Here is a 22,349-nt window from a genome sequence, read left to right as displayed (position 1 = left end):
TTAATAAAAAACTTTTTGAAATCTATTAGTTTAAGATATATTTGTAAAAAATAATTACCAATGAAATTTATAGTATCGAGTTCATACTTATTAAAACAACTACAAGTACTAGGTAGCGTTATCAACAGTAGCAACACCTTACCTATTCTAGATAACTTCCTTTTTGAATTAGATAATAAAGCATTAACCGTTTCTGCTTCTGACCTTGAAACTACTATGTCTGCAACGCTAGAAATAGATTCAACAAGTCAAGGAAGTGTAGCTGTTCCTGCAAAATTGTTATTAGACATTCTAAAAACTTTTCCAGAACAGCCATTAACGTTTACTGTTGAAGAAAATAGTACGATTGAAATCAGTTCTAATTCAGGAAAATATGCCATTGCTTATGCTCCAGGTGCTGAATTTCCAAAATCAGTAAATTTAGACGAACCTTCAACAACACTTATTCCTGCGGATGTTTTAGCAACTGCAATCAGCAAAACAATCTTTGCTGCTGGAAACGATGATTTACGTCCAGTAATGAGTGGCGTATTCTTCCAGTTTTCACCAGAAGGATTAATTTTTGTAGCTACAGATGCGCATAAATTAGTAAAATATGCTCGCACCGATGTAAAAGCATCTGAAGTAGCTGATTTTATTATGCCAAAAAAACCTCTGAATATCCTTAAAAGTATTCTTGGTGCAACCGATACCGAAGTTAAAATTGATTATAACGACTCTAATGCAACTTTCTCTTTTGATAGTTACGTTTTGACTTGTCGTTTAATTGATGGAAAATATCCAAATTACGAAGCTGTTATTCCAAAAGAAAATCCTAATAAACTAATGATTAATAGAGTTTTATTATTGAACTCTGTTCGTCGTGTTGCTATTTTCTCAAACAAAACTACGCACCAAATTCGTTTGAAAATAGCTGGTGCAGAATTAAATATTTCTGCCGAAGATATTGACTATTCAAACAAGGCTGAAGAGCGTTTAACTTGTGATTATCAAGGTGATGATATTCAAATTGGTTTTAACTCTCGTTTTCTTTCTGAAATGTTGACGAATTTAACTTCAGATGAAATTCAATTAGAAATGTCTATGCCAAATAGAGCTGGAATTCTAACACCAATTGATGGTTTAGACGAAGGCGAAACCGTAACCATGCTTGTAATGCCAGTTATGCTAAACAATTAAATCAACTAACCTTACTTTAATTGAAAACCGTCTTGTATAAAAACTAGACGGTTTTTTTATATTTGCATAATGAATAGTAAAAACTACATACTATTAACTAATTACTACTCACTAAATTTTACCTTTGTAAAAATTTAAAAATGATTTCACAAGAAACAATTGTTGCTTTAGCTTCGCCTTCTGGTGCAGGAGCAATTGCAGTTATTCGAATTTCTGGAAAAAATGCTTTACCTATTGCGGAAAGTATTTTCCAATCCGTTTCTGGAAAAAAAATAAGTACACAAAATACACATACCATACACCTTGGACATATTGTTGACGAAGGAAAAACGTATGATCAAGTTTTGCTTTCCATTTTTAAAAACCCAAATTCCTATACTGGTGAAGATGTCATTGAAATTTCTTGTCATGGTTCAACCTATATTCAACAACAAATTATTCAATTGTTACTTCGTAAAGGTTGTAGAATGGCTCAAGCTGGAGAATTTACTTTGCGTGCCTTTTTAAACGGAAAATTAGATTTATCGCAAGCCGAAGCCGTTGCAGACTTAATATCATCAGATAATGAAGCATCACATCAAATTGCAATGCAGCAAATGCGTGGCGGATTTAGTTCTGAAATTGCCAAATTAAGAGAAGAATTATTGAATTTCGCATCGCTTATTGAACTCGAATTAGACTTTGCGGAAGAAGATGTTGAATTTGCCGACAGAACACAATTCAAAGAATTATTAACCCGAATTGAATTTGTTTTAAAACGATTGATTGACAGTTTTGCCGTAGGAAACGTGATTAAAAACGGAATTCCTGTTGCTATTGTTGGCGAACCAAACGTTGGAAAATCAACGCTTTTAAACGCATTATTAAACGAAGAACGAGCTATAGTTTCAGATATTGCTGGAACAACTCGCGACACCATTGAAGACGAATTAGTAATTGATGGAATTGGTTTCCGATTTATCGATACTGCTGGAATTCGCGAAACAAAAGATGTCGTAGAAAGTATCGGAATTAAGAAAACATTTGAAAAAATTGAACAAGCGCAAGTCGTTTTATACTTGTTTGAGAGTTTAAAATTTAAAGTTCAAAGCTCTGAACATATCATAGAAATTGAAAAGATTAAAAACCAATTTCCATTAAAACCATTAGTTGTAGTTATCAATAAAATTGATTTGCTTTCAGAAACTGAAATTCAAAATATCAAGGAACAACTTGAAACACTGAACGTCAAACTACAGACCATTTCAGCTAAAAACAACATCGGAATTGAGGATTTAAAAAGTCAACTGCTATCCTTTGTCAATACTGGTGCTTTGCGAAACAATGAAACCATAGTAACCAATACACGACATTATGATTCGTTACTAAAAGCTTTAGAAGAAATTCAAAAAGTACGTTTTGGTCTCGATGGCGGTTTGTCTTCTGATTTAATGGCAATTGACATCAAACAAGCGTTATATTATTTTGGAGAAATCACAGGAGAAGTAACCAACGATGAACTATTAGGTAATATTTTTGCAAATTTCTGTATCGGAAAATAATCATGAACACTGATTTTTACAACTTATTAGGTGGTTTTTATTGTTGGATTTTCAAATTTTGTAAAACTAAATTAGCTGACGAACAAGCCGAAAAAAATAAAACAAGAAATCTACTAACTGCATTTATTCTAAACCTTACATTTGTAGTAACGTTAGCTATAATCATAACTTACTTCTAAGAATTAATCCATAATGAAAAAATTAACCCTACTACTACTCGCTTTACTATTAGCTTCATGCTACGACCAAGAACGAAAATGCACCGATTTTAAAATCGGAAAATTTGAGTTTTCTCAAGAAATTGATGGCAAAAAACAAACTTCTATTTTCACACGAACAGAAAATTTACAAATTGAAACTTTCAACGGCAAAACAGACACAGCAACTGTTCGTTGGGTAAACGATTGTGAGTTTATTTTAGAAAAACTGCATCCTAAAACCATGCAAGAAAAAAAAGCAATAAGTATGAAAATTTTGTACACCAAAGACAATTCCTATACCTTTGAGTATTCATTTGTTGGCGATGCAAAAAAACAACGTGGCATTGTAACAAAAATCGAATAATCAAGTATAATCGACATAAACATAAATTAAACTCATGGAAGTATTCTTAAATCCCGACGCTTGGATTGCGCTATTAACATTAACATTTTTAGAAATTGTTCTTGGAATTGACAACATCATATTCATTTCCATAGTAACAGGAAAATTACCCGAAGAAAAACGCAAAAAAGCCACCCAAATTGGTTTATTTCTCGCCATGTTCATGCGAATTGCGCTATTATTTGGAATAACTGTTTTAATAGCCATGAAAGCACCATGGTTTAGCATCGATTGGGGTTGGTTTAGCGCTAGTTTTACAGGTCAAGCTATCATTCTTTTGCTAGGTGGAATTTTTCTGATTTATAAAAGCACCAAAGAAATCCACGAAAAAGTTGATCACAAAGGCGAAGAAGAGAAAGTCCTAAAAACATCAGCAGCAAAATCATTTAGCAGCGTGATTGTTCAAATTTTATTAATCGATTTAATCTTCTCTGTCGATAGCATTCTAACCGCAGTTGGAATGACCAATGGCGTTGAAGGTGCGTTATATATTATGGTTACAGCTGTTGTAATTTCAGTTGGCGTAATGATGCTATTTGCCGTTCCAGTTGGAAAATTTGTCAATTCCAATCCTTCAATACAAGTACTTGGTTTGGCATTTTTAATCCTCATTGGATTTATGCTAATCACAGAAAGTATGCATTTATCCAATGCTTCATTGGCTGGTCAACACGTTGGCGTAGTACCAAAAGGTTACCTCTATTTTGCCATTGCGTTCTCGCTTGCGGTGGAATTCATCAACATGAAAATGCGTAAAAAGAAACACTAAAATAAAAATTAGAAGCGAATCGCTCGGGATTTATCAGTAAATGCAATTCCCGCTTTTCGTTACAATAAAAAAACCTTTCTGAACACCAGAAAGGTTTTTTTATTTTCTCTTCAATCGGGGCTAAAAAGTATTTTTTTTCTATTTGTACTTTTTTCTAGTCCTAAACACTATCGATAAATACTACCAATTTGGATAATTTCAATAAAAACATATAAATAAACAAATAGTGTTTTTGGATAAGCTCAAAAATAATTTTAAAAAATTATGTAACAATTTAAATACTATTGAATCCAAAGTGAAACTTTAAAAAAAAATATCATGAAAACAAAATTAGTGTTACTCGTAGTTCTAACTTTACTAAGTACCCAATTTTCAACTGCACAAAAGTCTTTTTCTGTTTCTGTAAAAGGTAAAGGCGAACCAATTTTATTATTTCCTGGTTTTGGATGTACTGGTGAATTGTGGAATGAAACTGTTGAAGAATTGTCAAAAACAAATGAATGTCATATTTTTACTTTTGCAGGTTTTGGAACTGTACCTCCAATTGAAACACCATGGTTTACAACAATAAAAAATGAACTCATAAGTTATGTAAAAGATAAAAAATTAAACAAACCCACACTTTTAGGACATAGTTTAGGTGGAACACTAAGTCTTTGGCTAGCATCATCCGAAACGGAGCTGTTTAAAAAAGCAATTTTAGTTGATGCTTTACCTGCATCAGCAGCTTTAATGATACCAAATTATAACGGTGAAATCATTGAATATGATAATCCTCAAAGCAAAATGATGCTTGAAATGGATAAAAACAGTTTTGAAGCGATGAATTCACAATCTATACCTTTTATGTGTTTAAATAAAGAAAAACATAAAATCATTACTTCTTGGATGAATATGGCGGACCGAAAAACATATGTACACGGCTATATTGATATGCTAAACTTGGATTTGAGAAAGGAAATTTCAAAAATTAAAATTCCTGTTGTAATTTTAGCTGCAACATCCCTTGGTTTAGATATTGTAAAAAGTACTTACACATCTCAATACCAAAATTTACCTTCTGTACAAATATATTATGCTGAAAATGCAGCTCACTTTGTAATGTATGATCAGCCTGATTGGTTTATCAAAAACGTAAAACTAGCGCTAAAGTAAAGTGGAAAAAGAAGAACAGTTCAATCAAATCTTTATTGACCATTATCATAAAGTATTCCGACTTTGCAAAGGATATTTCAATGGTGACACCAATAATGCAGACGATGCAACACAGGAAATTTTTATTAAAGTGTGGCAAAAACTCGAAACATTTAGAAAAGAATCGAGTATTAGTACCTGGATTTATAGAATAACCGTAAACACTTGCTTACTCTATTTGCGAAAAGAAAAATCTAAAAAAGAGATAGCCACTCAATTTTTTCCAATTCAAACAGAAGAAAACTATTCCGATGAAAAAGAAATACAATTGAAAAAAATGTATGACTGTATTCAAAAATTAGATGAAACTGGTAAGATGATCATTCTAATGATTTTAGAAGGAATTGAATACAAAGAAATAGCTGATGTAGTAGGTTTAAGCGAGGAAACGCTCAGAGTGAGAATTCATCGAATTAAAAAAAGTTTAACTCAATGTACACAATTATGAAAACATTTGAAAATTTACAAGATATTTGGAATCAACAACCCGCATCGAATATCACTAAAACTAGTGCAGAATTAATAAAAAAAGGTGAAAACCACATAAAAAAGATAAAGTCAAATCATATAGGAACTATAGCAATTATTGGGACTACTACTGTACTTTTAATCGCTTATTTTATTTGGATAGCTAAATACTCATTTACAATTTTCACAACAGGATTAAGTTTAATGATTTGTACAATGCTTTTGCGAATTATTTTAGAATTGATAAGTATTAAAAAATTTAATGCTTTAAAGATTGAAACATCGTTATTAGAATATAGTAAAAATGCAGCATCATTTTACAAATGGAGGAAAAGTATTCATTTCATAGCAACGCCAATAATTTATATAGTTTATACAATCGGATTTTCGCTATTAATACCAACGTTTTATAAACAATTCTCTACACCTTTTTTTATCTATCTGCTAGTTAGCGGTTACGGATTTTTAATCGTATTTGGTTTTTTTCTACGCAGAAAGTTAAAACATGAAATGAGCATTTTATCATTTTTAAAAAATATTGAATAATTAAAAAGCCTTTCGCATTGAAAGGCTTTTTAGTACAATTATTCCAATGATAATGTTATCTGACCATCATCACCCGTTTCCGTTTGAATATCTTCAGAAATAGTAGTTTCATCCGTTACTTCCATTTGTTCTGGTTGCTCTTCTTCTGGCTCTTCAAACGGTAATGATTCTAGCAAATTCACTTGTTTTAGTTTATCCGCAGTCAATTGATTACCTAAAGCTTTAATTCCTTTAATCGCAATAAATTGTTCTAAATCAATAGTTTGATTGTCTTTTTGAACACCTTTTACTTTAGCAAAAACAATTTCAGCAACTGGTCGCCAATCGGTAGAAACAATTTCTAATTGTGATTTTTCATGTTCCGTAATAAAGATTTCTTCCTTGTTTTCGTTTTCAACCAAAAAGCGTTTGATGAAATAACGTTCTTTTTCGCCGTCGTAATAAATGGCTGAAATCGGTTTCTTTGGATTCCATTTTTCCATTACAACTATATCTTCATCAAAATGCGTAGTCAATTCTGGTATAATCGTTTTCAATTTCCCCGATTGATTAATTAACAACAATCGGTCATTTGGTCTAAATTCGCCAAGCAATTCACCTCGTCCATCTACATTCAATCGTTGAACGGTATCGTCAAACCACACTTTTCTTGGTCGCAACGTGGAAATTCCTTTTTCCTTCAGTTCAATTTTCTTAATTGGATATTTAGTAACTGTATTTCCTCTTGAAGCTCTTCCTTTAATGGCTATTTCAGCAAAATCCAAATCCCATTTCAATTTTTTAATGCTTCCAACTTGACGCAACAAAATCGAAATTACTTCCGCTTCACCATTTGGATTATCCGAAAAATAAAGCACTTGCGAACCTGCTTTTTCCTGTGTTAAATCATAAAATTTATCACGAGTAACTCCCGAAACATTGAAACGTTTGATAAACGCCGAACCATTTTTACCATCGCGATAAATCATATTGTAAATCGTACGTTTATCGTTTTTATCAAATACTGCAATGTGAATGATGTCTTTTCCAACGAATTTTTTGTCATCTACTTTAGAAACCATCATTTTCCCATCGCGCAGAAACACGATAACATCATCAATATCAGAACAATCCGCAACGTATTCGTCTTTCTTTAAACCTGTTCCAAAAAAACCTTCTTCTTTGTTTACATAAAGTTTAGTGTTTCGCAAAACTACCTTTGTCGCTTCAATATTATCAAAGCTTCTCAACTCCGTTTGACGTTCGCGACCTTTACCGTATTTGTCTTTTAGTTTTTGGAAAAAATCAATGGTATAATCAATAATATGATCCAAATGATGTTTCACCTCTTCCATTTCAGCTTCCAATTTTGCAATAGCATCATCGGCTTTATCCGAGTCGAAACGTGTAATACGAATCATTGGAATTTGCGTTAATTTTTGCAAATCGTCATCATTAATTTCTCTAACAAACGATTTTGAAAACGGTTTGAAACGTTCATACATATAAACATTCAACGATTCTCTATCAGAATATAATTTGAAATCGATGTACATTTCTTCTCGAATGAAGATTTTTTCCAAAGTAGAGAAATGCCATTTGTTTTCGAGTTCATCCAATTGGATTTCCAATTCACGTTTGAGTAAATCAACCGTTCTGTGCGTTGAAATTTTCAACATATCTGTAACACCAATAAACAACGGTTTGTGGTTTTCAATCACACAACCCAATGGCGCAACCGATGTTTCACAAGCCGTGAAAGCATACAATGCATCTATCGTTTTATCAGGAGAAACACCTGGAGGAAGATGAATTAAAATCTCAACTTCGGCAGCCGTATTGTCTTCAATTTTTTTAATTTTAATTTTTCCTTTCTCATTGGCTTTCAATATACTATCAATAAGAGTTGAAGTATTAGTTGAAAAAGGGATTTGTGTAATTACCAAGGTTTGTTTGTCCAATTGACCAATTTTAGCACGAACTCGAACTCGTCCGCCACGCATTCCGTCATTGTAATTGGAAACATCAGCAATTCCAGCTGTTGGAAAATCTGGAAAAAGTGTAAACGGTTTTCCTTTCAAAACTTTAATCGAACAATCGATTAATTCATTGAAATTGTGTGGCAATATTTTGGTAGATAAACCAACGGCAATTCCTTCAGCACCTTGAGCCAAAAGCAACGGAAATTTTACCGGAAGATTAATTGGTTCTGCTCTTCTACCGTCGTAAGAAACACCCCATTTTGTAATTTTCGGCGAATACAAAACATCATGACCAAATTTCGAAATACGCGCTTCGATGTAACGTGAAGCCGCAGCACTATCGCCAGTCAAAATGTTTCCCCAGTTTCCTTGCATGTCGATAATCAAATCCTTCTGTCCGATTTGCACCATAGCATCACCAATACTAGCATCACCGTGCGGATGATATTGCATCGTATGCCCAACGATATTCGCTACTTTATTGTAACGACCATCGTCCAACTCTTTCATGGAATGCATAATACGACGTTGAACCGGTTTGAAACCATCTTCAATGGCAGGAACTGCACGTTCCAAAATCACATAGGAAGCATAATCCAAAAACCAATCTTTGTACATTCCTGTAACTTTGGTGATGGTATCTTCTGGATTTTCATCGTTTTCATAAAAATGACTGCCTGTTGAAGGACGAATTACGTCTTCAAAACCTTCTTCTAAGGAATCATCGTTTGTAGAGTCATTCAACTCGTCGTTACTTTCTTCTTCGTTGATGTTATCTTCTTCGTCTTTCATTTATGCTGAATTATTTTTCAGATCTGCTATAAAAAATTTTTCCTACCTGATTAATGTGTTCTATCAAACTTTTGGATTGTAAATCGCTAAATATAGAAATATCAATTAAATACGGAATTGTACTTTCTTCAAATTCGTGTTTCAATTTTATTAAATCATCATAATTTAAATTTCCAAAAAGTGTAAAATCGATATCCGAACCTTCTTTGTAATTTCCTTTTGCTCTTGAACCATAAATAATGACTTTTTCAATATTTTCATGTTTTTGAAAAATTGAAAGTATTTGTTTATATGAGCTTGGATACAATCCGAACATTATAAATAGGTTTTCATTTTGGTTTCAAAATCGATAAAAATGGGTAAATATTCATTAAAAACAATTTCAAGTATTTTTAAAATCTCGATTTCATCATAAATGTGAGAGGTTTTATTTCTACTTTCAATTGTCTTTAGCCAATGTTCGCCATTAGATATTAATCCTACATTGAATGCTTCTCTCACGACGGTTTTACTTCCAAAAAGGTCGGTTTTTCCTTGAGCTTCTAAAAAATCTTTCATTACTTTCCAAGAAAGCTCTTGAGTAACTTCAAAAGCTTGTACAGCACCTTGAAGTTCCAATTCTGTAAAAGCTCTTTGTTTCTGTAACACATTTGCATTCTTTAATTGCTTTAATGCTCCTAAAAAATGATCAAAACGTTGTTTCCATCGAATGTCTTGATTATCCATATTCTTAATTAATTTTTCTCCACTACATCCAATTCCACTTTCAAATTATTGATGATAAAATCTTGTCTGTCTGGTGTATTTTTACCCATATAAAACTCTAAAAGTGTTTCAATACTTGTGGCTTTGTCTAACATAACTGGATCCAATCGGATGCTTTCGCCAATGAAATGCTTGAACTCATCGGGTGAAATTTCTCCCAAACCTTTAAATCGGGTGATTTCGGGTTTTGGTTTTAATTTTTCGATAGCGTCAACACGTTCTTGTTCACTGTAGCAATAAATCGTTTCTTTTTTATTTCGCACACGAAATAATGGCGTTTGCAAAATGTATAAATGTCCGTCTTTAATTAATTCTGGGAAAAACTGCAAGAAAAACGTAATCAACAACAAGCGAATGTGCATACCATCGACATCGGCATCGGTTGCAATTACGATATTGTTGTAACGCAAATCGCCCATATCTTCTTCGATATCCAAAGCAGCTTGTAGCAAGTTAAACTCTTCGTTTTCGTATACAATTTTCTTCGTCATTCCATAGGAATTCAACGGTTTTCCACGCAAACTGAAAACGGCTTGTGTGTTCACATCACGACTTTTAGTAATCGAACCCGAAGCCGAATCTCCTTCGGTGATGAAAAGCGTACTTTCTAAACTTCGTGGATTTTTGGCATCGGTTAAATGCACACGACAATCGCGCAATTTTTTATTGTGAAGACTAGCTTTTTTGGCTCGGTCTTTGGCTAATTTTCTAATTCCGGATAATTCTTTACGCTCACGTTCGGCTTGAAGGATTTTACGAAGTAATAAATCGGCTGTTTCGGGATTTTTATGTAAAAAATTATCGAGTTTGGTTTTGATAAAGTCGTTTACAAAAGTTCGCACTGATGGACCATTCGGACCAATATCGGTTGAACCTAATTTGGTTTTGGTCTGACTTTCAAAAACGGGTTCTTCTACTTTTACAGAAACTGCAGAAACAATAGATTTACGAATATCCGAAGCTTCAAAAGGTTTGTTATAAAATTCTTTAATCGTTTTTACAATCGCTTCACGAAAAGCACCCAAATGTGTTCCGCCTTGCGTTGTGTTTTGTCCGTTTACGAACGAATGATATTCTTCAGAATATTGTGATTTACTGTGCGTTAAAGCAATTTCGATATCATCACCTTCGAGATGAATGATTGGATATTGCATGTCTTCTTCGGTGATGGTTTCTTCCAATAAATCTTTTAAACCAAACTCCGAAACGTATTTTTCACCATTGTAATAAATCGTTAAACCACGATTTAAATAACAGTAATTTTTGAGCATTTTGATGATATACTCATTTCGGTATTTGTAATTTTTGAAAATGGTTTCATCGGCTACGAAAGAAACTTTTGTTCCTTTGCGTTTGGTAGATTCAACAACATCTTCTTCGAGAGTAAGATTTCCAGCGGAGAATTCGGCTGCTTTTTGTTGGTTATCACGAACTGATTCTACACGAAAATAATTGGACAATGCATTTACGGCTTTCGTACCAACACCATTCAATCCAACCGATTTTTTAAACGCTTTGGAGTCGTATTTTCCTCCTGTATTCATTTTGGAAACTACGTCAACGACTTTTCCAAGCGGAATTCCACGACCATAATCGCGAACGGTTACCATTTTATCTTTGATAGTAACTTCAATCACTTTTCCTGCACCCATTACAAACTCATCGATACAGTTGTCCATCACTTCTTTGAGGAGAATGTAAATACCATCGTCAGGCGAAGAACCATCGCCTAGCTTTCCGATGTACATTCCTGGTCGCATTCGGATGTGTTCTTTCCAGTCGAGTGAACGAATATTATCTTCGTTGTATTGTGTTTCTTGAGCCATTTTAAAAACTATCGATTTTAACTACGTTCAGTTCGGTTTGTGCTTTCTATACAAACCTCGGGTGTGCTAATATAGTGGAAAACGAGCGTTTTTTGAAGTTGTGGAAAAAGAAGTTATTAAGAATGATATTGACAAAAATTATGGATAATGACGAAAAATTCCGCTATCGGTAACGGTCCAGAGTGCTGCTTTTTGATTGGCTGCTTTTAAGGCTAGATTTGCCCAAGAATTGCAAGTATAAAACAGCGAATAACTTCCGTTAGCTTCATAAAACACATCATTTTTTCCATAAACGGCATTGGTTTCAATTTTTAGAAATTCGCCAGAATTGGATTGAAATGATTCATTGATAAAAGAAATTAATTTGGTGTAATTCTCGGGAGAAATCAACAACTTTTTGCAAGAAGCATTCTCATTCATGGTTTTATAAAATGTAACATGCATTGCGGTAGAACTCAATCCTGAAGCGGCTTTCAACGCTGTACGGACTTTTAAATCAGCCCAAGTTGGCGTTTCTAAATAAAAACCTTTGTCGCCCCAACCCAAAGCAACATAATTATGAGTGGTATCTTTTGCAATAGTATGTTCGAATTTTAATTGTTTACTCCAATCTTGATGTTCGTTTTTTAATGGTATAACAATATCAGTATGAACACCGTTGGTTAAAATATAGATTGGAATTTCTTTTTGATTTTCTGTTACTTCGTCATTGACAGAAATTAAAGGTAACGAAAGCATAATCAAAACATAAGAAATCAATACTAGAATGAAAATGGCGACGTATTTAAGAAGTTTTTTTATGATTTTCATGGTTATGGTTTTCGATGGTCAGTCAAATTTTATGCCAAAAAATGAGGTTTATTTTTGAAACCTAAAGATTGTGATTTCTCCTTCGTCGAAATGACAAAACTGGCGATTAAATTAGTTTGCCCCAGATTGAAATGGAAAGCATTTTGCAGTTTTGCTGCCTGATTTTCTTAAAATAAAATAGCGACCAAAGGAAGCTCATTTTATTTTTTAGAAAATGGCGCAAAACAAAAAATCTTGGAATGAAAAGCTGGAAAAAGGCACAAAAAAAACGCAAAATTTCCTCTGCGGTTTTATGAAATATATCTATCTTATAAATCAAATGACAATTGTGTAATTAAATTTAAAGTGTTTGTTTTTATAGTATTATTTTCTCCAGATTGATTGAAATCTTGAATTATATTGACTAATCCAAAATTGTCTCTCAATTCTACAGATAATTTAGTTTTTGAATTTAATCTAAATGATTTTCCAACTCCCAAAGAAATTCCATAATCAACTCCACTCATATCATCCGCAAATGGAAAATTATTTTTTTCAACATTTATTGGATAGTTATACAATATCTCACTTGTTATTTTTGAAGACTTATGGTACTTTCCAGATGACGAAATAAATAAACCTCCATTAATAAAAAACAAGTTTTTTTTGCCAAAATTATATTTTAATAATAGTGGCAATGTAAAATACTGATATTTGTTTTTGGTTTCAAAAGAATATTCTAGAGGTAAAATTTGTCCCACCTCACTAACATAGTAATATTCAGATTTTGAATTATAATCAATTTGCTTTTGTTCAAATGATAATCCGGTAACAATAGACAAACGATTATTTAAAATGAATTCATATGAAACACCATAAGAAATGCCAAAGTTTGATTTTGTTTCATCAAGAAAATCTGAACCTCTTAAACTAAAATAATTAGGTCCGAAAACAAATCCAAGTTGGTGTTTACTTTGAGTAAAACTTGAATTACAACAAAGGACCGTTAGTATTAAAGATGCAAAAAGTTTATTCATCTCCTACACATTAAAACGGAAATGCATCACATCGCCATCTTTCACGATGTATTCTTTTCCCTCTACGCGAAGTTTTCCAGCTTCTTTGCATTTAGCTTCTGATCCTAAAGTTGAATAATCTTCAAAAGCAATAACTTCGGCACGGATAAATCCTTTTTCAAAATCGGTGTGAATTACTCCGGCAGCTTTTGGTGCTGTATCGCCAATATTGATTGTCCAAGCGCGAACTTCTTTTACTCCAGCTGTGAAATACGTTTGTAGTTTTAATAATTTATAAGCGGCACGAATTAAAACTGCCGAACCTGGTTCTGTTAATCCCATATCTTCAAGGAAAACTTGGCGTTCTTCGTAGCTTTCTAGTTCAGTAATATCAGCTTCGGCTCCAACGGAAAGAATAATCACTTCGGCATCTTCGTCTTTTACTAATTCACGAACTTGGTCCACATATTTGTTTCCGTTTACAGCTGCACTTTCATCCACATTACAAACATATAAAACTGGTTTTGTTGTGATTAACTGAAATTCTTCCATCAAAACTTCTTCATCTTGGTTTTGAGGAATTACAGTACGAGCCGATTTTGCTTGCAATAATGCTTCGCGAATTCTATCTAAAAGTGCTTTTTCAGCTTGTGCTTCTTTGTTTCCTGTTTTGGCTGCACGATTTACTTTTTCTAAACGTTTTTCAACCGTTTCTAAGTCTTTTAATTGCAACTCGATATCAATAGTTTCTTTATCGCGAATTGGGTTTACATTGCCATCAACGTGAACGATATTATCGTTATCAAAACAACGTAAAACGTGAATAATTGCGTTACATTCTCTAATATTTGCAAGAAATTGATTTCCTAAACCTTCGCCTTTACTTGCGCCTTTTACTAAACCTGCAATGTCAACAATATCGACCGTTGCCATTTGAACTGCTTGTGGTTTAACTAATTCTTCTAATCTATTGATTCTTGGATCGGGAACGTTTACTACGCCAATATTTGGTTCGATTGTACAAAACGGAAAGTTAGCACTTTGCGCTTTAGCATTTGATAAACAATTAAATAGCGTTGATTTTCCAACGTTTGGTAATCCTACAATTCCTGCTTTCATTTTTGAAGTAATTTTTAAAAGTTTGCAAATATACTTCTATTAATCTAAATCCATAATAAAATCAAATGACTATTCAATTTTATTAATTATTTCTAGTTCTTCTTCTGTTGCAGTTAATCCAGAAACGTTCCAATAATCCGTTAGGACAACGTCTTTTTTATTGAAAAGTGTTTTGTCTTTAAATACCTCGCTTTCTTTGTAAGTATAGTTTTGATTACTAAAATTGGTGGTTACAAAATAATTTCGAACTTCAATATCTGTAGTTTTATTATTTTTATCAACTCTCTCAAAACCAATTTCTTCCTTTGAACTAACTAAATAATAATTTTCACTATCTATTCGGTAAATTGTTTTAAAAAACGATTTATAAACATTCCTAGAACCAATCGATTTTTTGTCTTTATTTCGAGCTAAAGTCATTGGAGAAATTGCTGAATTGATTTCAACAATCAACTTTTTAGTTGGGTCATAAATTATCGTAAAATCATCCAATAGTCCTTTTGAATTTTCTAATGGTGATGCTGTAATTGCGTAGTAGTTTTTATTTGCTGTGTAAACTTTAATCAAAAAATCATACTCTTTTTTAGCTTTTGGTTCTAAAATTGGATTTAAGTATTTAAAATTATAATAATTTTCCATTATGTTGTTCAAATTATAGCCTAAAACATCACCGCTTATTTCTTCATTAATCAATCCCATCGAACGGTTTTGCTCAACTAAAATATTGCTTTTAAAGTTTTTATCCTTGCCGTAAAGCTGAAAATTCAGCAATCCGTCGTTATAATAAGAATAGGTTCCATTAAGCTTAAAAAACTCTCTCGAATATACTTTCAATCTTGCTGGAACGGTTAACTTTTTTATTGAATTATCAACGATAGATTTAAGAATTTTTTGCGGATGCTGTTTGGTGATGATAATTTCATCCAAATCTTTAGTATTGTTCTTTAGATAAATAATGTTATCTGTTTTCAATAAGGCTGTTGAACGAACTGTAACGCTAACATAAGAAGAATGCGTCGCTTGAATATTAGATGTGCCCGAAAGTGTAAAAGTTACTTTTCCTTCTACATTTGACAATAAAGTTTGTTTTGTCTTAATAATATAAACTGTGACATCTTCAATGGGAAGGTTTGTATCTGCATCGAGTAAAATAATCGATTTTTCGGCTGATTGTGCGAAAATCAATGATTGAAGAGAAATAAAAAGTAAGAGTACTACTTTCCTCATTTGTAACTTGTTTTAACAAATTAACAAAAAAAAATTCAAAAAAAAATCCCTTCTGAACTAGAAGGGAAAATTTTTATTCATTATGTAAAAATGATTGTCTGTTTAAAAGTGTTTCTTCACTTTCTACATGATTTTCATCAGGAACACAACAATCCACTGGACAAACAGCTGCACATTGTGGTTCTTCATGAAATCCTTTGCATTCTGTACATTTACCCGGAACGATATAATAAATATCATCAGAAATTGGAGTTTGAGCTGCATCAGAGTCAACTTCAGTTCCATCAGGTAAAATTACCTTACCTCTTAGTTTTGTTCCATCTTTATATCTCCAATCGTCAGCACCTTCATAGATAGCTGTGTTTGGACATTCTGGTTCACATGCTCCACAATTGATGCATTCGTCTGTTATTATGATTGCCATAGCTAATTTTAAATATTAAATTTCAGATATTAAATATCAGATTCTAGATGCTCACTTTTATCAAAAGAAATAATATCTTTTTTTTGAAAATTACATCTTTTCTCTTTAATCTATTTTCTATTGTCTTATTTTTGTGCAAAATTACAATCAAAACCATTCATAAACAAATAAACAAATGTTACAAATCGATAAAAAAAAATGTTTTATTGAATTAGGTCGTTTTTTAAGTCAATTTTCATTCGAAAACTATACAAAAAACGAAACTGTACTACACAACGATTTGCATTTTGATGGTTTTGCCGATTTAATTCAACTTTCGCAATCACACAATGGCTGGTTTACACCTGAACAAGTTTGCTTTTCTGTTCAATCATGGGCAAATGCGTTAACAGAAGAAAAACTAAACAAATGGTTATCAAACTATAATCTCCAAGAAGCGAAACCAAAAACCGTTGGATTAATTCTTGCTGGAAATATTCCTTTAGTTGGTTTTCATGATTTTCTTTCCGTATTGATTTCCGGTCATAATGTTTTGGTTAAAACATCTTCAAACGACCAACATTTAATTAAGTTCCTAGCAAAATATCTAATAACTGTAAACCCTGAAATAGAAAGCCACATCAACTTTACCGATGGAAAGCTAGAAAACTTTGATGCTGTGATTGCAACCGGAAGCAACAACACAGCGCGTTATTTTGAATTCTATTTCAAAGACAAACCAAGTATCATTCGCAAAAACCGAAATTCCGTTGCTGTTTTAACTGGCAATGAAACAAAAGAAGAATTAATAAACCTTGGCGAAGACATCTTCCGCTATTTTGGTCTAGGTTGCCGAAATGTTTCCAAATTATTTGTCCCGAGAAATTATGATTTTAAAGATTTCTTCGAAGCCATCTACGAGTACAAAGACGTGATTTATTACGAAAAATACTCAAACAATTACGACTACAACAAAGCCGTTTTCTTAATGAGCAATTTCAAATTATTAGACAATGAGTTTCTTACTTTGAAAGAAGACAGCAGTTACGCCTCGCCTATCTCATCAGTGTTTTATGAATATTATGACGATATTGAAGTGCTAAAATCGCAACTAAAAAATGATACCGAACAAATTCAATGCATTGTTTCTAAAGAAAGTATAGAAAATAGCATTCCATTTGGAAAAACCCAAAAACCTGAACTTTGGGATTATGCAGATAATGTAGATACAATAGCTTTTTTGTTGTCGATTTAAAATAACAAATCTTATCAACGAAACCGTTTTCGTTAATAATACAATTGATTTACAAGAAAATAAAAATCGGTTATATTGCACTAGTTTCCGTAATTTGCATCTTTAATTTTTTGAAAATCAAACCATGAAAAAACATAATTATAGCGCCGGACCATGCATCCTTCCACAAGAAGTATTTGAAAAATCAGCCCAAGCCGTTTTAAACTTCAACAATTCAGGATTGTCAATCCTCGAAATATCACACCGAAGTAAAGATTTCGTTGCCGTGATGGACGAAGCTCGTGCATTGGTTTTAGAACTTCTAGGACTTGAAGGGAAAGGATACCAGGCGTTGTTTCTTCAAGGTGGAGCAAGTTTGGAATTCTTGATGGTGCCAAACAACCTTATGAAAGTTAATGGAAAAGCGGCTTATTTAGATACTGGAACATGGGCGAATAACGCTATTAAAGAAGCTAAATTATTTGGAGAAACTTTGATTGTAGCTTCATCGAAGGAAGAAAACTATAGTCATATTCCAAAAGAGTTTACTATTCCTGTAGATGCGGATTATTTTCACTGCACGAGTAACAACACTATTTTTGGAACGCAAATGAAATCGTTTCCAAAAACAAATGTTCCAGTAGTTTGTGATATGAGTTCGGATATTTTTTCAAGAAGTTTAGATTTTTCTCAGTTTGATTTGATTTATGCTGGAGCTCAAAAAAATATGGGTGCAGCAGGAACAACTTTAGTTGTTGTAAAAGAAGAAATTCTTGGAAAATCTGGAAGAGCAATTCCGAGTATTTTGGATTATGAAAAACACATCAAAGCGGAAAGCATGTACAATACACCAGCAGTTTTTGCGGTTTATACTTGTTTACTAACTTTACAATGGTTAAAAAATCAAGGTGGAATTCCTACTATTGAAAAAATTAACGAAGCGAAAGCAGCGTTACTTTACAACGAAATCGACCGAAATCCATTATTCATCGGAACGGCAAATGTAGAAGACCGAAGCAACATGAACGCTACTTTCTTATTAGTCAATCCTGAACATCAAGAAACCTTTGACAAAATGTGGAAAGAAGCGGGAATTTCTGGTCTTCCTGGACATCGTTCTGTTGGTGGTTATCGTGCTTCTATGTACAATGCTCTCCCTCTAGAAAGCGTTCAAGTACTAGTTGATGTAATGAAAAAACTAGAAGAAGTGATAATCAACCAATCACAAATAGCACAACAATAAATACAGTTTAAATTAAACATTAAACGCTAAAAATTAAACATTAAAAATGAAAGTATTAGCCAACGACGGAATTTCTAAAAGCGGAATTAAAGCGTTAGAAAAAGGTGGTTTTGAAGTAATTACAACCAAAGTAGCTCAAGAACAAGTGGCTAACTTTGTAAACGAAAATAATGTTTCGGTGGTGTTAGTTCGTAGCGCAACCAAAGTAAGACGAGATATTATCGATGCTTGTCCAGGATTAAAAATAATTGGTCGTGGTGGCGTTGGAATGGATAATATCGATGTAGAATATGCACGTAGCAAAGGAATTCATGTCATTAATACTCCAGCTTCATCATCAGAAAGTGTAGCCGAATTGGTTTTTGCTCATTTGTTTACTGGCGTACGATTTTTGTATGATTCCAACCGAAACATGCCACTAGAAGGTGATACAAATTTTGAAGGTTTGAAAAAAGCTTATGCGAACGGTATCGAATTGCGTGGAAAAACATTAGGAATAGTTGGTTTTGGACGAATTGGTCAAGCTGTAGCAAAAATGGCATTGGGATTAGGAATGAAAGTTATTGCGGCTGATAAATTTGTGGATAAAGCCGAAGTTAAAGTTGACTTTTATAATGGACAATTTATAAATGTAGAGTTTGAAACAGAACCTTTAGAAGATGTCTTTAAACATGCTGATTTCATTACACTTCACGTTCCTGCACAAGAAGGTTATGTTATTGGGAAGGAAGAATTTCAACTATTAAAAGATGGTGTCGGAATAGTAAACTGCGCTCGTGGTGGAGTGATTGATGAAGTAGCATTAATAGAAGCATTAGATTCTGAAAAAGTAGCCTTTGCAGGATTAGACGTTTTTGAAAAAGAACCAACTCCCGAAATTCAAATCTTAATGCACCCAAAGATTTCGTTAACACCACATATTGGTGCTGCAACTTTAGAAGCACAAGATAGAATTGGAACCGAGCTAGCCGAACAAATTATTAGTTTATTAAAGAACGAAAAATAACCCACTTTTTTTACCTAGTTGTATTTTTTTTCATACATTTGGTTGTTAACCAATAAAAAGTATGAGATGTTTGAGCAATTAACAGAGTTAGTAAAACAATACGGTGGCGAAGCTGTTGTCAATAATACAGCGGTGCCAAACGAACAGAATGAAGCGGTTATGGAACACGCAAGTGGTTCTATTTTAGACAGCTTAAAAAGTATCGCTTCCCAAGAAGGTGGAACTGATTTGATTGGTAAATTATTCCAAGGGAATAATGCAAATGATGCTTCTAATCCGGTTGTTAGCATGATTACTAATCAACTGAGTGGAAGTTTAGGTCAAAAATTTGGATTGAGTAGCGAAGCATCATCCGGTGTTGCTGGCAGTTTAATTCCAAAAGTTTTAGGTTCATTAATTGGAGGAGCAAAAGATCCAAACAATTCAAGTATCCAAATTAACGATGTTATTGGAGCAATCACAGGCGGAAATTCAGATGCTAATGGCGGATTGATGGACTCTATTTCAAAATACGGAGGAATGCTCGGATTGGATAAAGATGGTGATGGTAAAGTAGGAATTCAAGAAGCCATATCAGCCGTTAGTGGAAATAATGATGGAAAAAGTGGTGGTTTTTTAGGTGGTTTGCTTGGAAAACTATTTGGAAAATAAAAAATAAAACTAAAACAGTAAAAAAGTCGTGCTTCAAGTACGACTTTTTTTTTAACACTTTGATTGCAAAACCTTTCGGGAAACTTCCGTAATTTTATAGAAATTTAATTACTGTGAAATCTGTTATTTCAATACTGCTTATTCTTCTAGCTATTATGGGTTGCACAAGCTCAAAAAGCATTTCAACCAATCCAAACGATGCAGTTGCAAATAAAATCTCCGATACGGTTAAAATTGCCAACGAAGAACTAGAATATGAAGTAATCATTATCGATCCAGGATTTAGTTCATGGATTTTAGGTCGCGCTCAACCGAGAGGTTTTCACTCAGAAACGTTTTTAGAAAGTAGAAATAGAATTTATGTAGCTGAGTGGAATCGTAGAGCAATGCAGCCACATTTATACAATCCCAATTTATATGAAATGCAAATTGATTACAATCCTAACATCCATTATGGTTACGAAGTCAATTACTTAATCTTTAACTATTTCATCTATTTTCAAATTACCTATAAACAACAATTAGCAGGATTTGTTCCTAGAATTTAAAATTAATAGCTTTGCATAAGTTTAATTTCTATGGCAAGTTTTAAAGAACGTTGGAATATTACTTCAAATTGGCAAGTTTTTGTCATCCTAATCGTTTTTGCTGTCACCGGTTCATCATCGGCTTTATTAGCAAAACCATTTTTAGGACTTTTTGGAATTGAAAAAGGAACTATTTCCAATTGGATTTATTATCCATTATATGTTGTTATGATTTTTCCAATATATCAATTGCTGTTGGTTTCATTTGGTTTTATCTTCGGACAATTCAAATTCTTTTGGGCATTCGAAAAAAAAATGCTTCGAAGCATGAAACTTGGTTTTATTGCTGACTTTTTTGAAAACAAAAAAAGAGCTTAACGCTCTTTCTTTTCAGTTTTAATTACATAAGTATAAATCCACATTAATGTAAATGTTGGAATAAAGTCGGTAAAAGGAATTATCTCTTCCAAAAAGGCAAAAATACCTGCCACTTTTCCTGAAGCACCTTTGTAAATTCTAGTCATCATATAACCAGCAATTGGCGCCCAAAGTAGATCACCTATTTCACCTAAAGCTGGTATAAGAAACGTAGCCATACCAACTAAATCTAATAAAACACTAATCATCAAATTACGGCTTTTATCCGACTCATAATTTGATTGTCCAACGGTTTTGAGTTGCTCTGTCAATTTTTTTAGTTTAATAATTTCTATAACTAATTATCAAAACTAATGCCAAATTTATTCCTGATTAATTAAATTGAAGAAATCATTTCTATTTTCCTTTTCATTAAAAATTCCTCCGTATTGAATTGTTGAAGTGTAACTACTTTCGTCTTTGATACCTCTACTTGAAACACATAGGTGCTTTGCTTCCATCACAACAATAACATTGTCCGTTTCTAATACTGTCTTTAATTCGTTGAAAATTTGCATAATTAATCGTTCTTGCACTTGTGGACGACGAGAATAATAATCAACAATTCTATTTAGTTTGGATAAACCAATTACTTTACCGCTAGAAACATAACCAATATGCGCTTTTCCAATAATAGGTAAAAAATGATGTTCACATGTAGAATTGAAACTAATGTTGGCTTCTACCAACATCTTATCATAATTATAACTGTTTTCAAAAACAGAAATTTTTGGTTTATTTGCTGGGTTAAGTCCTGAAAATATCTCTTGTATAAACATTTTCGCCACTCGATGTGGTGTTCCTTGCAAACTATCATCGCTCATATCCATTCCCATTTCATCCATTATGGCATGAAAATGTTTTTCAATAGCAATCATCTTTTGTTCATCTGATTTTATAAATGCATCAGGTCGCATTGGTGTTTCCGCAGAAGTCATTTGATGATTGTCGCCTATCAATTCAAATAATTCTTTTTCAATGGTAGTGTTCATAAGAATTAAATTTTTAAATTTTGTTTAACAAAAGTAATTAATAATTAAACAAAATTAACTACTTAACAAAACTTTATAAAT

The 22,349-nt window shown here is 32.8% G+C and carries 24 protein-coding genes; 13 read left to right on the top strand and 11 right to left on the bottom strand.

The window, feature by feature from the left end; genetic code table 11:
• The first annotated feature begins 60 nt into the window (after window positions 1–60).
• The 7 genes from dnaN (at window position 61) to BC748_RS03280 (ending at window position 6,300) form a co-directional block, all read left to right on the top strand.
• On the top strand, window positions 61–1,179 hold the full coding sequence (gene dnaN / locus BC748_RS03310) for a DNA polymerase III subunit beta (protein ID WP_133532035.1): 1,119 nt from the start codon (window positions 61–63) through the stop codon (window positions 1,177–1,179).
• 140 nt (window positions 1,180–1,319) lie between these two features.
• A complete protein-coding gene (gene mnmE / locus BC748_RS03305; protein WP_133532034.1) occupies window positions 1,320–2,720 on the top strand; it encodes a tRNA uridine-5-carboxymethylaminomethyl(34) synthesis GTPase MnmE in 1,401 nt (466 codons plus the stop codon).
• Window positions 2,721–2,912: 192 nt separating this feature from the next.
• Window positions 2,913–3,284, top strand: coding sequence for a DNA topoisomerase IV (locus BC748_RS03300; protein ID WP_133532033.1), 372 nt, complete (start codon window positions 2,913–2,915; stop codon window positions 3,282–3,284).
• A 34-nt stretch (window positions 3,285–3,318) separates the two neighbouring features.
• On the top strand, window positions 3,319–4,092 hold the full coding sequence (locus BC748_RS03295) for a TerC family protein (protein WP_133532032.1): 774 nt from the start codon (window positions 3,319–3,321) through the stop codon (window positions 4,090–4,092).
• A gap of 318 nt (window positions 4,093–4,410) precedes the next feature.
• Window positions 4,411–5,247 (top strand): alpha/beta fold hydrolase, encoded by an 837-nt coding sequence (locus tag BC748_RS03290; RefSeq protein ID WP_133532031.1) that lies wholly within the window; start codon window positions 4,411–4,413, stop codon window positions 5,245–5,247.
• Window position 5,248: 1 nt separating this feature from the next.
• Window positions 5,249–5,734: an RNA polymerase sigma factor gene (locus tag BC748_RS03285; RefSeq protein ID WP_133532030.1), complete on the top strand. Its 486-nt coding sequence runs from the start codon at window positions 5,249–5,251 to the stop codon at window positions 5,732–5,734.
• Window positions 5,731–6,300: a hypothetical protein gene (locus BC748_RS03280; RefSeq protein WP_133532029.1), complete on the top strand. Its 570-nt coding sequence runs from the start codon at window positions 5,731–5,733 to the stop codon at window positions 6,298–6,300. Before BC748_RS03285 ends, BC748_RS03280 begins: the two co-directional genes overlap by 4 nt.
• Window positions 6,301–6,338: 38 nt before the next feature.
• On the opposite strand, the gene BC748_RS03275 is transcribed toward BC748_RS03280, so the two are convergent.
• The 9 genes from BC748_RS03275 to BC748_RS03235 all read right to left on the bottom strand — a co-directional run bounded on the left by BC748_RS03275 (window position 6,339) and on the right by BC748_RS03235 (window position 16,219).
• Entirely contained in the window at window positions 6,339–9,053 is a 2,715-nt protein-coding gene (locus tag BC748_RS03275) for a DNA gyrase/topoisomerase IV subunit A (protein WP_133532028.1), read from the bottom strand.
• Window positions 9,054–9,063: 10 nt separating this feature from the next.
• Window positions 9,064–9,369: a nucleotidyltransferase domain-containing protein gene (locus BC748_RS03270; protein WP_133532027.1), complete on the bottom strand. Its 306-nt coding sequence runs from the start codon at window positions 9,367–9,369 to the stop codon at window positions 9,064–9,066.
• Window positions 9,369–9,779, bottom strand: a complete 411-nt coding sequence (locus tag BC748_RS03265; RefSeq protein WP_133532026.1) for an HI0074 family nucleotidyltransferase substrate-binding subunit — start codon at window positions 9,777–9,779, stop codon at window positions 9,369–9,371. Before BC748_RS03265 ends, BC748_RS03270 begins: the two co-directional genes overlap by 1 nt.
• 8 nt (window positions 9,780–9,787) lie before the next feature.
• Window positions 9,788–11,644 carry a DNA topoisomerase IV subunit B gene (locus BC748_RS03260; protein WP_133532025.1) on the bottom strand — a complete coding sequence of 619 codons (1,857 nt, stop codon included), beginning with the start codon at window positions 11,642–11,644 and terminating at the stop codon, window positions 9,788–9,790.
• 138 nt (window positions 11,645–11,782) lie between these two features.
• Complete coding sequence (locus tag BC748_RS03255) at window positions 11,783–12,454, bottom strand: TIGR02117 family protein (RefSeq protein ID WP_133532024.1); 672 nt, start codon at window positions 12,452–12,454, stop codon at window positions 11,783–11,785.
• A gap of 308 nt (window positions 12,455–12,762) precedes the next feature.
• The gene (locus BC748_RS03250; protein WP_133532023.1) at window positions 12,763–13,470 is read right to left on the bottom strand and encodes an outer membrane beta-barrel protein; all 708 of its coding nucleotides are present in this window, start codon (window positions 13,468–13,470) and stop codon (window positions 12,763–12,765) included.
• Between the two features lie 3 nt (window positions 13,471–13,473).
• The gene (gene ychF, locus BC748_RS03245; RefSeq protein WP_133532022.1) at window positions 13,474–14,568 is read right to left on the bottom strand and encodes a redox-regulated ATPase YchF; all 1,095 of its coding nucleotides are present in this window, start codon (window positions 14,566–14,568) and stop codon (window positions 13,474–13,476) included.
• Window positions 14,569–14,637: 69 nt separating this feature from the next.
• On the bottom strand, window positions 14,638–15,795 hold the full coding sequence (locus BC748_RS03240; protein WP_133532021.1) for a hypothetical protein: 1,158 nt from the start codon (window positions 15,793–15,795) through the stop codon (window positions 14,638–14,640).
• 73 nt (window positions 15,796–15,868) lie between these two features.
• Window positions 15,869–16,219, bottom strand: coding sequence for a 4Fe-4S dicluster domain-containing protein (locus BC748_RS03235; RefSeq protein WP_133532020.1), 351 nt, complete (start codon window positions 16,217–16,219; stop codon window positions 15,869–15,871).
• Window positions 16,220–16,394: 175 nt separating this feature from the next.
• Here BC748_RS03235 and BC748_RS03230 point away from each other — a divergent pair, with 175 nt between their 5' ends.
• The 6 genes from BC748_RS03230 to BC748_RS03205 all read left to right on the top strand — a co-directional run bounded on the left by BC748_RS03230 (window position 16,395) and on the right by BC748_RS03205 (window position 21,237).
• Complete coding sequence (locus BC748_RS03230) at window positions 16,395–17,453, top strand: acyl-CoA reductase (protein WP_133532019.1); 1,059 nt, start codon at window positions 16,395–16,397, stop codon at window positions 17,451–17,453.
• A gap of 124 nt (window positions 17,454–17,577) precedes the next feature.
• Window positions 17,578–18,675: a 3-phosphoserine/phosphohydroxythreonine transaminase gene (gene serC, locus BC748_RS03225; RefSeq protein WP_133532018.1), complete on the top strand. Its 1,098-nt coding sequence runs from the start codon at window positions 17,578–17,580 to the stop codon at window positions 18,673–18,675.
• Window positions 18,676–18,721: 46 nt separating this feature from the next.
• Window positions 18,722–19,681: a D-2-hydroxyacid dehydrogenase gene (locus tag BC748_RS03220; protein WP_133532017.1), complete on the top strand. Its 960-nt coding sequence runs from the start codon at window positions 18,722–18,724 to the stop codon at window positions 19,679–19,681.
• A gap of 66 nt (window positions 19,682–19,747) precedes the next feature.
• A complete protein-coding gene (locus tag BC748_RS03215) occupies window positions 19,748–20,332 on the top strand; it encodes a hypothetical protein (protein ID WP_133532016.1) in 585 nt (194 codons plus the stop codon).
• Between the two features lie 113 nt (window positions 20,333–20,445).
• Window positions 20,446–20,880: a DUF6146 family protein gene (locus tag BC748_RS03210; RefSeq protein WP_133532015.1), complete on the top strand. Its 435-nt coding sequence runs from the start codon at window positions 20,446–20,448 to the stop codon at window positions 20,878–20,880.
• 30 nt (window positions 20,881–20,910) lie between these two features.
• A complete protein-coding gene (locus BC748_RS03205; RefSeq protein ID WP_133532014.1) occupies window positions 20,911–21,237 on the top strand; it encodes a DUF6787 family protein in 327 nt (108 codons plus the stop codon).
• On the opposite strand, the gene BC748_RS03200 is transcribed toward BC748_RS03205, so the two are convergent.
• The gene (locus tag BC748_RS03200) at window positions 21,234–21,548 is read right to left on the bottom strand and encodes a hypothetical protein (RefSeq protein WP_246013992.1); all 315 of its coding nucleotides are present in this window, start codon (window positions 21,546–21,548) and stop codon (window positions 21,234–21,236) included. The two genes, BC748_RS03205 and BC748_RS03200, sit on opposite strands and share 4 nt — an antisense overlap.
• Before the next feature lie 51 nt (window positions 21,549–21,599).
• Entirely contained in the window at window positions 21,600–22,268 is a 669-nt protein-coding gene (gene folE, locus BC748_RS03195) for a GTP cyclohydrolase I FolE (protein WP_133532013.1), read from the bottom strand.
• Window positions 22,269–22,349: the final 81 nt, after the last annotated feature.

Source organism: Flavobacterium dankookense (assembly GCF_004362665.1).
Taxonomy (GTDB): domain Bacteria; phylum Bacteroidota; class Bacteroidia; order Flavobacteriales; family Flavobacteriaceae; genus Flavobacterium; species Flavobacterium dankookense.
The sequence above is the reverse complement of the archived record's forward strand: the minus strand, read 5'-3'. Positions and strand labels throughout refer to the sequence as shown.

Coding starts and splice junctions, on each gene's coding strand:
- dnaN (WP_133532035.1), top strand. CDS start 61: ATGAAATTTATAGTATCGAGTTCATACTTATTAAAACAACTACAAGTA.
- mnmE (WP_133532034.1), top strand. CDS start 1,320: ATGATTTCACAAGAAACAATTGTTGCTTTAGCTTCGCCTTCTGGTGCA.
- BC748_RS03300 (WP_133532033.1), top strand. CDS start 2,913: ATGAAAAAATTAACCCTACTACTACTCGCTTTACTATTAGCTTCATGC.
- BC748_RS03295 (WP_133532032.1), top strand. CDS start 3,319: ATGGAAGTATTCTTAAATCCCGACGCTTGGATTGCGCTATTAACATTA.
- BC748_RS03290 (WP_133532031.1), top strand. CDS start 4,411: ATGAAAACAAAATTAGTGTTACTCGTAGTTCTAACTTTACTAAGTACC.
- BC748_RS03280 (WP_133532029.1), top strand. CDS start 5,731: ATGAAAACATTTGAAAATTTACAAGATATTTGGAATCAACAACCCGCA.
- BC748_RS03275 (WP_133532028.1), bottom strand. CDS start 9,053: ATGAAAGACGAAGAAGATAACATCAACGAAGAAGAAAGTAACGACGAG.
- BC748_RS03270 (WP_133532027.1), bottom strand. CDS start 9,369: ATGTTCGGATTGTATCCAAGCTCATATAAACAAATACTTTCAATTTTT.
- BC748_RS03265 (WP_133532026.1), bottom strand. CDS start 9,779: ATGGATAATCAAGACATTCGATGGAAACAACGTTTTGATCATTTTTTA.
- BC748_RS03260 (WP_133532025.1), bottom strand. CDS start 11,644: ATGGCTCAAGAAACACAATACAACGAAGATAATATTCGTTCACTCGAC.
- BC748_RS03255 (WP_133532024.1), bottom strand. CDS start 12,454: ATGAAAATCATAAAAAAACTTCTTAAATACGTCGCCATTTTCATTCTA.
- BC748_RS03250 (WP_133532023.1), bottom strand. CDS start 13,470: ATGAATAAACTTTTTGCATCTTTAATACTAACGGTCCTTTGTTGTAAT.
- ychF (WP_133532022.1), bottom strand. CDS start 14,568: ATGAAAGCAGGAATTGTAGGATTACCAAACGTTGGAAAATCAACGCTA.
- BC748_RS03240 (WP_133532021.1), bottom strand. CDS start 15,795: ATGAGGAAAGTAGTACTCTTACTTTTTATTTCTCTTCAATCATTGATT.
- BC748_RS03235 (WP_133532020.1), bottom strand. CDS start 16,219: ATGGCAATCATAATAACAGACGAATGCATCAATTGTGGAGCATGTGAA.
- BC748_RS03230 (WP_133532019.1), top strand. CDS start 16,395: ATGTTACAAATCGATAAAAAAAAATGTTTTATTGAATTAGGTCGTTTT.
- serC (WP_133532018.1), top strand. CDS start 17,578: ATGAAAAAACATAATTATAGCGCCGGACCATGCATCCTTCCACAAGAA.
- BC748_RS03220 (WP_133532017.1), top strand. CDS start 18,722: ATGAAAGTATTAGCCAACGACGGAATTTCTAAAAGCGGAATTAAAGCG.
- BC748_RS03215 (WP_133532016.1), top strand. CDS start 19,748: ATGTTTGAGCAATTAACAGAGTTAGTAAAACAATACGGTGGCGAAGCT.
- BC748_RS03205 (WP_133532014.1), top strand. CDS start 20,911: ATGGCAAGTTTTAAAGAACGTTGGAATATTACTTCAAATTGGCAAGTT.
- folE (WP_133532013.1), bottom strand. CDS start 22,268: ATGAACACTACCATTGAAAAAGAATTATTTGAATTGATAGGCGACAAT.